Below are 12,788 nucleotides of genomic sequence, written 5' to 3'. Positions count from 1 at the left end.
CTAAATTATTTTACTGGACTAGCGATCAGATTAGCCAAAGACAATCAGTTATAGTCAATCAAAGTAAGATTGAGACAACTAAAGTCTTTACCAAAGACGCTTTTAGCTCTGGTCAGTGTCTTACTTTTAATTAAATCAACTATAAATATTGAGAATATCCGACATAATGAATAAGCTAAAAAGTCCTCTCAGGTATCCGGGTGGCAAACAAAAAGCACTGTCGAAAATAGAGAAATATCTACCCATGAAAATCAGTGAATTCAGAGAGCCGTTTGTAGGGGGGGGATCTGTTTTTCTTTATGTTAAAAGTAATTTTGAGTGTAATAATTTCTGGATAAACGATCTCAATCCAGAACTATATTTTTTTTGGAAAATATTGAAAGAGAATCCCAAAGAATTAGTGGAAGCTGTATCTTTTATAAAAAATATTGAAACTGATGGACGTAAACTTTTTAACCAACTGGCTCAAGCAGATACGCAAAAAATGACGGACTTGGAAAGGGCAACACGTTTTTTTGTGCTAAATAGAATTACTTTTTCGGGAACGATCGAAAGTGGAGGATACTCAGAAGCTTCATTTCATAGTCGCTTTACTAAATCTTCAATACAGAGATTGTTAGACTTAGAAAATACGTTTGCCGATGTTAAAGTTTCCAACCTAGATTATAGTCTTTTATTAAATGAAGCAGGGAAAGACGTATTTATTTTTCTAGATCCACCTTATTTAAGCAAAACCCAATCTAGATTGTACGGAAAAAAAGGCAATTTACATATTGATTTTGATCATGTCAAATTTGCCCAAGAAATGGAAAAATGTACTCATAAATGGCTAATAACATACGATGATTGCCAGGAAATTCGCGATAATTTTTCTTTCGCCTATATTTATGAATGGGAATTGCAATACGGAATGAATAATTACAAACAAAGTAGTGCGAAGAAAGGGAAAGAACTATTTATTAGCAACTACTTTATTGGGTAATAAATAGTAAATAGATCTTGATTATTTAAATAACGAGCAACGTTTTAATTCCATTTTTTCTAAAAAGACTCGATTTCAAGGTCAAAATTTCGTGCTTAGTTATTATAATCATTTCAAATGACTTCGAGACTGCTTAAGTCTTTATTGACAAGCTTTTTGGTGAATTTGACTGCCTCAGTCTTATTAGAAACGAGTATACTTATCGAAAAATAATGAAGGATATAGTAATTTTCTCCCTAGTCAGATAAGTCATAAAAGCTTGTAATGCTTGATTTAAAAGAGTTTTCTTATACCTTATATGTCTGAAAATCGCGATAGTTGACCTTTTTCAGACCCATACGTCTAGATTCAATACAAAAGCTTTTGTCTGGGGGAGGGGAATTAGTTTTTCCCACCTCAGACTATATTGCTCACTGAGTTCAGCTTGTCCACTGAGATGAAGAATTTGCGGCAGGAATTAGCTCTGAGAATATTAACAATATCTAGATCTGGACAAAATTTTGATTGTTTTAATCTATTCTTAACACTTCCTTAATCCAGGCTTAATCAATGGATAGGTCATAGTCAAATTTGGTCAAAAAACGGTCATAGTTAACCAAAAGTTAATCGACTTTTTGAGGAGTTTATGCATTAAAAATAATTTTTTTTGGTGTTGTAAATTAACAAAATGCAACTAATATTGTTAGCTAGAACGGCCCAGTAAGGTTTCTGGGTTTATTGACAGCAAACGGCCCGTCTAACCATAGATTCTTGCCGTTTTCCCGGTCGATAGATATGCCAATGGAAACCCCATCAGTAAAGCAGGGCTAACTTTTTCAACTGCACCTATTCCTATTTCAACGTCCTATGCTTAGTTCACTTCAAAAAGTTGCTACTTTCTCCGTAGTCAGCGTTATCGTCGGTTTTGGTGGCATTGGTCAGGCCATTGCCGGTACCCTCAATGGGGCAGGAGCTAGTTTTCCGGCTCCACTCTACCAACGCTATTTTGCTGAGTATAAAAAAGCCACCGGCAATACTGTTAATTACAACTCCGTCGGTAGTGGCGCTGGTATCCGCCAATTCATTGGTGAAACAGTAGATTTTGGTGCCACCGATGCAGTACCAACTTCTGCCCAGCGTCAGCAGATGAAACGGGGAGTGGTCATGGTTCCCACCGCCGGGGGCGCAGTGGCGGTAGTTTACAATTTACCAGGCAAAAAAGTACAACTTTCCCGAGTGGCCCTGGGCAAAATTTTCACTGGAGAACTAAAAACTTGGAACCAAGTAGATTCTAAACTGCCCAAAACTCCCATTCGGGTTGTGGTGCGGGCTGACGGTAGTGGTACCACGGATATTTTCACAAGTCATCTCAGCGCCATCAGTAGCACCTTTAGAAGCAAAATTGGCGCTAGCCAAGATCCCAACTGGGGTTTTCAAGTACTCAAAGGGCCCAAAAATGACGGGGTAGCGGCCACGGTTAAGCAAACTTCCGGGGCGATCGGTTATGTACAGGACACCTTTGCCCGTCGCAATGAAGGCCCCAATCTCCAGACGGCCAAAATTCAAAACAAAGCGGGCCAATATGTGGAGCCCAGCTTGGCGGAGGCCAACAAAGCCATTAGTGGAGCTAAGTTTGACGCTAACTTTGTCGCTGAAATTAATGATCCCGCTTCCGGTTATCCTATTGTTGGTTTGACTTGGTTGCTGGTGTATCAAAACAATAAAAATGCCACCGTTGCTAAAGATATCAAAGCTTTAGTACGCTGGATTTTGACCACTGGCCAAAACCATAACACCCAGTTGGAATATACCAAAATCCCTCCGGCGGTGGCCCAACGGGTAATTGCGGCGGTTGATAAGGTCAAATAAATCAAATCAATGCTCTGGTTTTAAAAGCCCCCTTGCCCCCCAAGTTTCGGGGAAAGATAGATAAAATTCCCCCACTATTGGGAGATTTAGGGGGCAAACTAAAACTTTGCAAACAAGCTTTAAAACAAAGGCGATAGTTATAGTTATGGTGGAAGGTTTTTCGCATCGTTCAGAATTTACCCTGGCTCAGGGAGGGGATATTACCCAAGGAAATTCCCTCACTACTGGTTTGGACTGGGGCTTTAAACAGTTGACCCGTCTCTGTTCCCTGGGAGTGGTGATAATTCTCGGCTGGATTGCCTGGGTGGTCTTTGCCGATGCCCGACCGGCGATCGCCAAATTTGGTTGGGAATTTGTCATTAACCAAGAGTGGGACAGTGGCGAGCAAGTGTTTGGGGGCTTACCCTACATTTTGGGTTCGGTGGTGAGTTCCCTCATTGGCCTGGTGTTTGCTCTGCCATTGGGGCTAGCGGTGGCGATTATGACCAGTGAAAATCTTCTGCCATCTGTAGTACGGGTTCCCATTGCTTTTTTAGTGGAACTAATTGCTTCGATTCCCAGTGTGATTGTGGGACTGTGGGGAATTTTTGTCTTTATTCCCGTGCTTATGCCTTTCCAGGTGGCACTGTTTGAATATTTTGGCTGGCTACCTATTTTTGGCACGGAACCCTTTGGCCCCAGCATGCTTGTGGCCGGGCTGGTGCTGGCGGTGATGATTATTCCCACCATCGCTTCCATCAGCCGAGATATCTTGCTTTCTGTGCCCCCAAGCCTCCGTAGTGCTTCCATGGCCCTGGGGGCAACCCGTTGGGAAACCATTTGTTTGATTATTTTACCGTCGGCTAGCTCTGGCATTATTGGTGCCACTATTCTGGCCCTGGGTAGGGCCCTCGGAGAAACAATGGCAGTAACTATGGTCATCGGTAACTCTAACATCATCTCTGCTTCCCTCTTGGCACCGGGATATACCATCCCCTCTGTGCTAGCCAATCAATTTGCTGAGGCGGTGGATGAACTGCACATCGGCGCTTTGATGTATTTAGCGTTGATCCTGTTTGTTATCACCCTGGGCATTAATAGTCTGGCGGTGTTGATGGTGGAAACCATTCGTCGCCAAGGGGAGAGCAATTAACGCCATGCAACCCCCTAGCAATCTAAAATCGCCCCTTTCACTTTTTCGCAATGGTTTTACCTGGGTGATGGGCGGTTTGGCTTTTACCCTGACCATTCTGGCCCTTTTGCCTTTGCTAGCTATTCTGGCCGCCATTATTAAACGGGGTCTGCCCACCCTTTCCTGGGAAGTGTTTATCCATCTACCGGCCCCGGTGGGGATGGAGGGAGAACCCAACGGTTTTGCCAATGCCATTGTGGGAACCCTGACCATGGTGGGTTTAGGCGCTTTATTCAGTATTCCCCTGGGAGTGATGACCGGAGTATTTTTGGCAGAATTTGCGGCCGGTTCGGCGATCGCCAATGGAGTGCGGTTTACCACCGTTATCCTGAGCAGTGTGCCCTCGGTGATTGTGGGGGTATTTGCCTATGGGGTATTGGTCATCACCACTAAACAATTTTCTGCCTATGCCGGAGGTCTGGCTTTGGGGGTAATTATGACGCCGATTATTGCCTTAACCACAGAGGAGGCATTGAAATTGGTCCCGGTTCATTATCGTCTAGGTTCCGCCGCCCTGGGGGCCAGTAAGTGGGAAACCACTGTTAAAACTGTTATTCCCTGTGCCATCCCCGCCATTACCACCGGGGTATTGTTGGCCGTAGCGAGGGCCGCCGGGGAAACTGCGCCCTTAATGTTTACAGCTTTGTTTAGTCAGTTTTGGCAGGAAGGATTGATGGCGCCGACACCATCCCTGCCCGTACTAATTTATAACTATGCCAGTTCCCCTTTTGAAGAGCAGAATGCCATCGCTTGGACTGCTTCCCTAGTATTGCTCATGCTGGTTTTGGCCATTAATTTGCTTTCGCGCTTGCTCATTCGTCGGAATGTCTAGCTTACCCCTCTCCCCTAGTCGATTTCTGCATTTATATCTATGGCTAATTTACATATTCCCATGGCAAATCCCATCGAAGAAGGTTTACCGCCAGCGCTGAAAGTTGATGGTTTGGGATTCCATTACGGTAGCAAAAAAGTGTTGGAGGGGGTCACCATGGCCATTCCCACAGGTAAAGTTACCGCCATGATTGGCCCTTCTGGCTGTGGCAAATCAACTTTACTCAAAGCCCTCAATCGCATTGCCGAATTGGAAGGACGGGTGCAAGTGACTGGGAAAATAGAATTTTTTGGGCAAGATATTTACGATCAAAGGGTAAATATCAACAGCCTGCGTCGGGAAATTGGCATGGTTTTTCAGCGGCCTAACCCTTTTCCCACCAGTGTTTACGAAAATATTGTCTATGGGGTCAAACTCTGTGGCCGTGCCAGTCGTGGAGAACTAGACGAAATAGTGGAACGTTCCCTCACTAGGGCGGTGCTATGGGATGAAGTTAAAGATAGTTTGAAAAAATCCGCTTTGGGCCTATCGGGGGGTCAGCAACAACGACTATGTATTGCCCGGGCATTGGCGGTTAATCCCAAAGTTTTATTAATGGATGAACCCTGTTCTGCTCTCGATCCCATTTCTACGCTGAAAATTGAGGAATTGATTAAAAGTCTGCGGGAAAATGTGACCATCACCATCGTCACCCACAATATGCAACAGGCCCTGAGGGTGTCCGATTACACTGCGTTTTTCAATACCGATGAAAGTCGCATTGGTCAGTTAGTGGAATTCGACACAACGCAAAATATTTTTTCCAGTCCCCAGGAAGTGCAAACTAGGGATTATGTGGCCGGTCGCTTTGGCTAAAAGTCCATTTCAGGGACTTTCAATCAAGATGGCAAGAATGGGGGAATCTCAATGGTATTTCCTGAAAAGTCAATTCCAAGATAGATTTGCTCGATGGAGAAACTCAAATCGATGGATTGTATAGTAGTTTCTAGTAAGACTGAGGCAGTCAAATTCACCAAAAAGCTTGTCAATAAAGACTTAAGCAGTCTCGAAATTATTTGAAATGACTATAATTCGACAATGTCACCCGTTCGATAATTGATGATTTCCCACCGTCCAGTTTCGTTTTTGCGATAGAGATCGATGGCAATGGCTTCGAAATTAACTAATACATAATCTTGCAATTGTGGGTTTTGACGATAGCGAAAGAATTTATTCCCACGGTCATAGGCTTCGGTGCTCTTGGATAAGATTTCAACAATTAAGCAAGGATAGGTAATGTACTGTGTCGTTTTCTTATCCCTAGGATCGCAGGTAATACTAGCATCGGGATAGGTATAGTCTTGGGTGTGCAGAAGATTAATCCGGCAATCGGAGTTATAGTTGATTTAATTCAAAGTAAGACACTGAACGTAGCTAAAAGCCTCTTTGGTAAAGACCTTAGCCATCTCAATTCTACTTTGATTGACTATAAATACCCGACAAGGGCCGTTGGACAAGTGGCTATCAAGTAAAGCGGCTACTTTTAAGCTAATCCGGCTATGGTTTTGAGTGCCACCACCCATGGCATAGACTTCGCCTTTGATATATTCATGGCGGTGGAGTTGTTGCTCTTCCCAAGCAAAATATTCGATGGGTGTTAATTTGGGGGCGCGATTCGGAACCACGAACATGGTTTCATTTTCTGATTGTCTCTATTTAATTTTAAATTACAAAGCCGGGCAATGCAGTACTCAATATTTTCGTACAGTGTTTTCTTCCCATATTTACCAAGGCAAAATATCAGCGGTTTCCGCTAGGGCATCTAGTTCCCTTTGCATTGTTGTGATTATCAACTGATAGCATTCATCTATATAATCTTTGTCCTTAGCCGCATCATTACCATAGCGCTCAAAATAAATCGGCGGACAAATGCGGGTGTGCATGGTTAACGGCAAGGGCAGATGGGGAAGGGGGCCCAAAGCCAGCCCCCAGGGTAAACCTAAATAAATGGGAAATACCACCGGATCAACGTCCAGCAACCAGGGCATGCCAAGATCATGGAGATATTTGACCTGGTCGTAGCAATCCCCCATTACAAAAAGAGTTTCGTGGGAACCGACGGCGATCGCCGGCACAATAGGAATACCCTGTCGTAGGGCAAGTTTGATAAAACCTTTACGGCCGGCAAAATAAACCTGATGTCTTTGCCCAAAGGGGCGAAATACATCCTGGGCACCACCGGGATAGACCAACACGCTGGCTCCGGATTGCAAAGCGGCGATCGCCATTTTGGGATGGGCCTGCACAGCCCCGACTTTAACGGCCAACTCCGCTAGGGGACGGCTCATTTTCCAAACTGTGGGATGCATTAAACCATAAACCGGTCGCTGCAAACCCTGATGGCGAAACCAATCGTAAATCATCATCACCATATCCGGGGAAGAAAGGCCGCCGTTATGGGAACCGACAATCAAAACCTGTTCCTGCGGTAAATTTTCCCAGCCACTGGTTTTCACCCGGAAGTAGTATTTGTAAAACCACTCCCAAAAGGGCATTAGTTGTTTGATGGTTTGGGGATCCCGCCCCGTCAAGGACCAACCGTCGAGGCTCGGGTTGGCAGTAAAAAACGGCAAACTATTACTTTTCACTATGAGTCAAGAACATTAACCGTTTAATAGAGCTTCTACAAATTCGTAGCTAGAGAAGGGGCGCAAATCTTCAATGCCTTCCCCGGCACCGATAAAACGAATGGGCAAATTTAACTGCTGGGCCACCGCCAGGGCCACCCCCCCCTTGGCACTGCCATCCAATTTAGTCAGCACCACCCCACTCAATTTAGCGGCCTCCGCAAATACTTCCGCTTGGCGTAAACCGTTTTGCCCCAGGGTGGCATCCAACACAAGCAGGGATTCCACTGTCGCGTTGGGGGCTTTTTTATCAATAATGCGGCGGATTTTAGCCAGCTCATCCATCAAATTTTTCTTATTTTGTAACCGTCCCGCCGTATCCACTAAAAGCAAATTAACATTGCGGGATTGGGCTGCGCTAATGCCGTCATAGACCACCGCCGCCGGGTCAGTGTTTTGCCCAGGATTAGCAATGACGGGAACGCCACTTCTTTCCCCCCACACTTTTACCTGTTCCACCGCCGCTGCTCGAAAAGTATCCGCCGCCGCAATCACACATTCATAGCCCGATTGCTTGGCCATAAAGGCTAATTTACCGATGGTGGTGGTTTTGCCGGCTCCATTAACCCCCGTCAATAGCCAGATATTCAACCCTTCCGCTTCCGGGGCAAACTCAGGATTGGGCAGGGATAACAAAGGGCGATCGAGGATAGAACGTAAAATTTCTTTCAGAAATTCAATGGCTTGTTCCGGGGGTAGGGCTTCTTCCCTTAACTTTTCCTGCAGGGTGGTGATAATGTAATCGGTGGCTTCAACACCTACATCGGCCTGGAGCAGAATCGCTTCAATTTCCTCCACGGCCGCCTCGTTGAGGGGTCCCTGGCCGACAATGGATTTGAGTTGGTTAACTAGGTTAACTCTGGTTTTGCTCAACCCCTGGCGTAGTTTCCTCAGCCAATCAATTTCTTCCGCTGACACGTCCGCCGCCGATCGCCCTTGGGCTGCCAGAACTTTCGCTGACCAGATGAAATCATCATCCATGGCCATGGATTCAGCAGTCAGGGTTCCGGCCACTGTGGCTTCTTCCACCGCCGTTTCTTTTAATACCTCTAGGCGATCGGATTTTTGCAGCCAAGCGGGACCTGTTGTTGCCTCCGTTGCAGCCGTGGGGAGATCTTCCTTTGTTGGCGTTGCCGATAGTTGGTCGGATTCTGGGGAAACAGATGTTACTTCTGCTGTTTCTTCTTTTTCTGCCTCAACCATTATCTCTGTAGGAGATTCCGGAGGGCTGACAGTTTCCGCTTTACGAGCCTGAATATTTTGGTACGCTGCTTTAGCCCATTGGAGATAATCCTCTGGGTTCGCCGTTACTTTGTTTGGTTCCTCTGAGGCCTCTGAGATTGGAGTACCTAATTCCTTTTCCGGGGAATCTTCTTCGCTAGGAGGTTCAGATTCTTCCTGGATTACCTCCGATGCCAATTCAGGACTAACCTCCGCCCCTTCTGGGGGAGCAGACTCGGGGGCAGTGTTATCTTTGCCAAACTGACGACGGAACCAATTAAACATACATTTGCAAAAAATACGAAGCAGGGCCAGGGTCCAGATTCTCGGCGATCGCCTTGGAACAGAAATCTAACAGACCTAGCGGTTGCCAAATCACCACTCTGCCCAGTGTATCGGTTTTTTTCGCCCCGACGGCGATTAATCAGAAAAAGCCAAGGCAGATTTTCTAAACTTTTCCAGTATGTAATTCGACCTTAAAACAGGGATTCACCGAGCCTGTTCCTTCACGGTGATAGGGACGTCGGTTGCTCCAGCATAGAACACCAGAATTTTAACGGGGCCTTGCCCCACGTTGCGGCCATTGTGCACCGTATTAACTACCTCTGCGATGGCTTCCCCGGTTTTAATTAGCTTTTTTTGGCCATCAGCCAGGGTAACTTCCAATTCCCCTTCCAGCAAAATGCCAAAGGAGGGTACTGGATGGGAATGCCAACCCGTTTCCGCACCGGGAGCAATTTCGATCATCATGCCCGTGATTTCCGCTTGCCCTTCCGGGTAAACCAAAGGTTGACCGTCCCAACTTGTTTCAGTTTTAAGAATAGTTTTGACTTTAATTGCCTCCGCTGGCTCAAAAGCAAAAACGGCGGGCTGACAAACGATAACTGTGGCTAGGGCAAAGAAGCCGGAAATAAATTTCATCGTTACTAAGGGTTTAATTTTGCTGTTATTAACCAATTTTGTGCTATTCATCACAATTTAAGGGCAAATTTTTCCGTTCGCAGTATTCTTCGGCACTGAATTTTTGATGATTGTTGCAGAAAGTCACTATTACCTTTGGGTTGAGGAGTGATGGGCGTAGGTACTGAGTAAGGCCTGATAGTGAGCAAGGGCAATATCTGAGATTAATTTTTGTATCCAATTAGACAGTTTGCTATCTTTTACGAAGATTCACCATTCCATGGTCACGGCCTGAAGCCTGCCGCCTGACCACCGTATAACCGTTTTTGTATTTGCAATGTCTAAGCCTGAACCTGACAGAGTCGGTGTTTCCCACTGGGAGGAAGCCAATCGTACCCTAAGAATGCAACAGCACGATCGCCTATTTCTATTGTTGGCCATGGCCGCAGGGCTAATCTTTCTCCAGGGATATATGATTGCGCCTTTAATTCCCCGTTTGGCAGAAATTTTCGACGTGTCTGCCCAGGAAATCGGTTTCATTGTTCCCGCCTATATGTTGTCCTATGCTCTGGCTGCGTTGTTCTACGGCATTTTGTCCGATCGCTTTGGTCGCTGGCCCGTAATTCAAATATCAATGGTGGCGATCGCCGCTATCCCTCTTTTTGGGCATGAAAAGCCTAAAACGGCAAATTCACTTTCCTGATCCGACCCGCAATTTTTGCAGTAATGTCACAATTTGTGAACTTATTAGGGCAGATCATGCTGACATTACGAAGTTTTGTTAAAGTCGATACAGAAATTATTCTTTTTGTCCCCCTCAACCTTGTCTGAAATAAGACAAGACCGGGAAGTTACCGTGGACTGTATCAGTTTTGTGTCAATAAGTGCCTGTCCACTGGGTGGCCCAACATTATCAATTCAGCCCTAGTTGGTCTGGAGTAAGGGGAGGCATAAACCCTTGTCAGCAATACGGAGGATTTATGATCAATGCCCAATCTCCCATTGACTGGGATGAAATGTTTGAGTATTTGCCCGGAACAATGGTGGAACTCAATGCCCAACCAGGGGTGACATATCAAATCGATTGTTACGAAGCCTGTATGGTACCCCCCATTTGGTTGGTGGGGGATCCACGGCCGCGCTATCCCCACGAAATAAGAATCATGTCACGCCAGCAGGTCAAAGCCTGTGAGTTGGAGCTTGAACCATCCTTGGCTTAGGGAAGATTGAAAAATCTAGCTATCTCAATTAACAACGAGGCACTGTGGCGAACAGAAATGCCTCTTTTACAGACTTTACAGAGGTTATCAGTGTCTCAGTCTTATTATTGACAACTATGGTTATGGGGCGATCGCCGAGGGATCATTAAGCAGGCAGGCTGTGCGGGATCTTCCACTGATTTGCTGTAGTTCACGTGACTTATTTAACTTGGCGACTAGATAAATCGCTCTTCCTGCTCGTCCCAGTAAACTTGGCTGCGAGGAAGGGAAATTCCCATTTTTTTTAGTTAAAACCCTATGCCAATTTTACTTACACCCATGAGGGGTGCTCCGGGGAAAAATAGTAGATTAGGACGTCAGTATGCAATGTAATTGAAGTCGTCTTGAAGTACGTGGTTTTAAACCCTGATTTCTCGATAGGAATTTCGTAACGGCTAATGCAATCAAAGCCTCCAGAAAGGATTATGATCTGCTCCGTGCCGTTTTTTCAATGACAATTTTCTATGTACGAAAAACTTCAGCCCCCCACTGTTGGGTCAAAAATCACCTTTTCCGAAGGTAAGCCTGTTGTGCCCAACGATCCCATTATTCCCTACATCCGGGGGGACGGCACCGGGGTTGATATTTGGCCCGCCACCGAATTAGTCATCAATGGGGCGATCGCCAAGGCCTATGGCGGCGAGAGGAAAATCAACTGGTTTAAAGTTTATGCTGGGGACGAAGCCTGTGAACTGTATGGCACCTATCAGTATTTACCAGAAGATACCCTAACGGCAATTAAGGAGTATGGGGTAGCCATTAAAGGGCCTTTAACAACCCCAGTCGGCGGTGGCATCCGTTCTTTGAACGTGGCCCTGAGACAAATTTTTGATCTTTACACCTGTGTGCGGCCCTGTCGTTACTATCCCGGCACCCCCTCCCCCCATAAAACCCCGGAAAAATTGGACATTATTGTTTATCGGGAAAATACGGAGGATATTTACCTAGGCATTGAATGGGCGGAAGGTACGGAGGGGGCGAAAAGGTTAATAGCCTATCTCAACGATGAACTAATTCCCGCTACCCCAGCTTTGGGTAAAAAACAAATTCGCCTCGATTCCGGCATTGGCATTAAACCAATCAGTAAAACTGGCTCCCAACGTTTAGTGCGCCGGGCCATTCTCCATGCTCTGCGCTTACCGAAGGAAAAACAGATGGTGACGTTGGTCCATAAGGGCAACATTATGAAGTTCACCGAAGGGGCTTTCCGGGATTGGGGTTACGAATTGGCTACGACGGAGTTTCGGGCGGAATGCGTCACGGAAAGGGAATCTTGGATTTTGGGCAATAAAGAAAGTAGTCCCGATCTGACCATTGAAGCCAATGCCCGCATGATTGACCCCGGTTATGACACCTTGACCGAGGAAAAACAAGCGGTAATTAAACAAGAGGTGGAGCAGGTTTTAAATTCCATTTGGGAATCCCATGGTAACGGTCAATGGAAGGAAAAAGTAATGGTCAATGACCGCATTGCCGATAGTATTTTCCAACAAATTCAAACCCGCCCCGATGAGTATTCCATCCTGGCAACCATGAATTTGAATGGGGACTATCTTTCCGATGCGGCCGCCGCTGTGGTCGGGGGGTTAGGCATGGGCCCCGGAGCTAACATTGGTGATAGTGCAGCCATTTTTGAAGCCACCCACGGCACTGCCCCCAAACACGCTGGTTTAGACCGAATTAATCCTGGTTCCGTAATTCTTTCCGGGGTGATGATGCTGGAATTTATGGGCTGGCAGGAGGCCGCTGACCTGATTAAAAAAGGTATTGGGGCGGCGATCGCCAATCGGGAAGTTACCTACGATTTGGCCCGGCTAATGGAACCCAAGGTGGATAAACCCCTAAAATGTTCCGAATTTGCCCAGGCAATTGTCAATCATTTCGATGATTAATTCCCAATAGATAACCC

11 protein-coding genes and 1 pseudogene are annotated in these 12,788 nt (G+C 45.9%); 8 read left to right on the top strand and 4 right to left on the bottom strand.

Going from position 1 to position 12,788, the window contains the following annotated elements:
* Positions 1-166 precede the first annotated feature (166 nt).
* The 5 genes from D082_RS00700 (at position 167) to pstB (ending at position 5,688) form a co-directional block, all read left to right on the top strand.
* On the top strand, positions 167-982 hold the full coding sequence (locus D082_RS00700; RefSeq protein ID WP_028946849.1) for a DNA adenine methylase: 816 nt from the start codon (positions 167-169) through the stop codon (positions 980-982).
* Between the two features lie 846 nt (positions 983-1,828).
* Entirely contained in the window at positions 1,829-2,830 is a 1,002-nt protein-coding gene (gene pstS, locus D082_RS00695; RefSeq protein ID WP_028946850.1) for a phosphate ABC transporter substrate-binding protein PstS, read from the top strand.
* Positions 2,831-2,975: 145 nt separating this feature from the next.
* Positions 2,976-3,962, top strand: a complete 987-nt coding sequence (pstC, locus tag D082_RS00690; RefSeq protein ID WP_028946851.1) for a phosphate ABC transporter permease subunit PstC — start codon at positions 2,976-2,978, stop codon at positions 3,960-3,962.
* Between the two features lie 4 nt (positions 3,963-3,966).
* On the top strand, positions 3,967-4,833 hold the full coding sequence (gene pstA / locus D082_RS00685) for a phosphate ABC transporter permease PstA (protein ID WP_028946852.1): 867 nt from the start codon (positions 3,967-3,969) through the stop codon (positions 4,831-4,833).
* 39 nt (positions 4,834-4,872) lie between these two features.
* The gene (gene pstB / locus D082_RS00680) at positions 4,873-5,688 is read left to right on the top strand and encodes a phosphate ABC transporter ATP-binding protein PstB (RefSeq protein WP_051738624.1); all 816 of its coding nucleotides are present in this window, start codon (positions 4,873-4,875) and stop codon (positions 5,686-5,688) included.
* A gap of 209 nt (positions 5,689-5,897) precedes the next feature.
* On the opposite strand, the pseudogene D082_RS18785 reads toward pstB, so the two are convergent.
* The 4 genes and pseudogenes from D082_RS18785 to D082_RS00660 form a co-directional block, all read right to left on the bottom strand.
* A pseudogene (locus tag D082_RS18785) lies at positions 5,898-6,503 on the bottom strand (Uma2 family endonuclease).
* Positions 6,504-6,596: 93 nt separating this feature from the next.
* Positions 6,597-7,445, bottom strand: a complete 849-nt coding sequence (locus D082_RS00670) for a lysophospholipid acyltransferase family protein (RefSeq protein ID WP_028946854.1) — start codon at positions 7,443-7,445, stop codon at positions 6,597-6,599.
* A 30-nt stretch (positions 7,446-7,475) separates the two neighbouring features.
* On the bottom strand, positions 7,476-9,005 hold the full coding sequence (gene ftsY / locus D082_RS00665; RefSeq protein WP_028946855.1) for a signal recognition particle-docking protein FtsY: 1,530 nt from the start codon (positions 9,003-9,005) through the stop codon (positions 7,476-7,478).
* Between the two features lie 204 nt (positions 9,006-9,209).
* Positions 9,210-9,692 (bottom strand): cupin domain-containing protein, encoded by a 483-nt coding sequence (locus D082_RS00660; protein WP_238546775.1) that lies wholly within the window; start codon positions 9,690-9,692, stop codon positions 9,210-9,212.
* 265 nt (positions 9,693-9,957) lie between these two features.
* Between D082_RS00660 and D082_RS00655 the strand changes: the two genes are divergently transcribed.
* The 3 genes from D082_RS00655 to D082_RS00645 all read left to right on the top strand — a co-directional run bounded on the left by D082_RS00655 (position 9,958) and on the right by D082_RS00645 (position 12,771).
* Positions 9,958-10,323 carry an MFS transporter gene (locus tag D082_RS00655; protein WP_028946857.1) on the top strand — a complete coding sequence of 122 codons (366 nt, stop codon included), beginning with the start codon at positions 9,958-9,960 and terminating at the stop codon, positions 10,321-10,323.
* Positions 10,324-10,504: 181 nt separating this feature from the next.
* Positions 10,505-10,840 (top strand): hypothetical protein, encoded by a 336-nt coding sequence (locus D082_RS00650; protein ID WP_238546774.1) that lies wholly within the window; start codon positions 10,505-10,507, stop codon positions 10,838-10,840.
* A 503-nt stretch (positions 10,841-11,343) separates the two neighbouring features.
* On the top strand, positions 11,344-12,771 hold the full coding sequence (locus tag D082_RS00645; RefSeq protein ID WP_028946859.1) for an NADP-dependent isocitrate dehydrogenase: 1,428 nt from the start codon (positions 11,344-11,346) through the stop codon (positions 12,769-12,771).
* The last annotated feature ends 17 nt before the right edge of the window (positions 12,772-12,788 follow it).

The sequence above is a fragment of the Synechocystis sp. PCC 6714 genome, from assembly GCF_000478825.2.
Taxonomy (GTDB): Bacteria; Cyanobacteriota; Cyanobacteriia; order Cyanobacteriales; family Microcystaceae; genus Synechocystis.
Note: the sequence above shows the minus strand (reverse complement) of the source record. Positions and strands in the feature narration are given on the sequence as shown.

Excerpts from the sequence above, each read along its gene's own strand:
- D082_RS00700 (WP_028946849.1), top strand. The coding sequence starts at position 167 with ATGAATAAGCTAAAAAGTCCTCTCAGGTATCCGGGTGGCAAACAAAAA.
- D082_RS00660 (WP_238546775.1), bottom strand. The coding sequence starts at position 9,692 with ATGAATAGCACAAAATTGGTTAATAACAGCAAAATTAAACCCTTAGTA.
- pstS (WP_028946850.1), top strand. The coding sequence starts at position 1,829 with ATGCTTAGTTCACTTCAAAAAGTTGCTACTTTCTCCGTAGTCAGCGTT.
- pstA (WP_028946852.1), top strand. The coding sequence starts at position 3,967 with ATGCAACCCCCTAGCAATCTAAAATCGCCCCTTTCACTTTTTCGCAAT.
- D082_RS00655 (WP_028946857.1), top strand. The coding sequence starts at position 9,958 with ATGTCTAAGCCTGAACCTGACAGAGTCGGTGTTTCCCACTGGGAGGAA.
- D082_RS00645 (WP_028946859.1), top strand. The coding sequence starts at position 11,344 with ATGTACGAAAAACTTCAGCCCCCCACTGTTGGGTCAAAAATCACCTTT.
- pstC (WP_028946851.1), top strand. The coding sequence starts at position 2,976 with ATGGTGGAAGGTTTTTCGCATCGTTCAGAATTTACCCTGGCTCAGGGA.
- ftsY (WP_028946855.1), bottom strand. The coding sequence starts at position 9,005 with ATGTTTAATTGGTTCCGTCGTCAGTTTGGCAAAGATAACACTGCCCCC.
- pstB (WP_051738624.1), top strand. The coding sequence starts at position 4,873 with ATGGCTAATTTACATATTCCCATGGCAAATCCCATCGAAGAAGGTTTA.